At 69.5% G+C, this 275-nt stretch carries 1 protein-coding gene; it reads left to right on the forward strand.

What is annotated here, in order from left to right; genetic code table 11:
* Positions 1–275: acyl-CoA dehydrogenase family protein (locus ACV229_RS40900; protein ID WP_448088706.1), on the forward strand; the 275-nt coding region annotated here is incomplete at both ends.

Here is a 275-nt window from a genome sequence, read left to right on the forward strand (position 1 = left end):
GCGATCGGCTACCTCGTCGGCGACGAGAATCGCGGCCTCGAATACATGTTCATCATGATGAACGCGGCGCGCTTCGGCGTCGGGATGCAGGGGATCGGCGTGGCCGACCGCGCGTACCAGAAGGCGGCCGCGTTCGCGAAGGAGCGCGTGCAGAGCCGTCCGGTGGACGGGTCCGCGAAGCAGTCGGTGACGATCATCCACCACCCGGACGTGCGCCGGATGCTCGGCACGATGCGCGCGCTGACCGAAGGCGCGCGGGCGCTGTCGTACGTGGC

Source organism: Burkholderia sp. MR1-5-21, assembly GCF_053427715.1.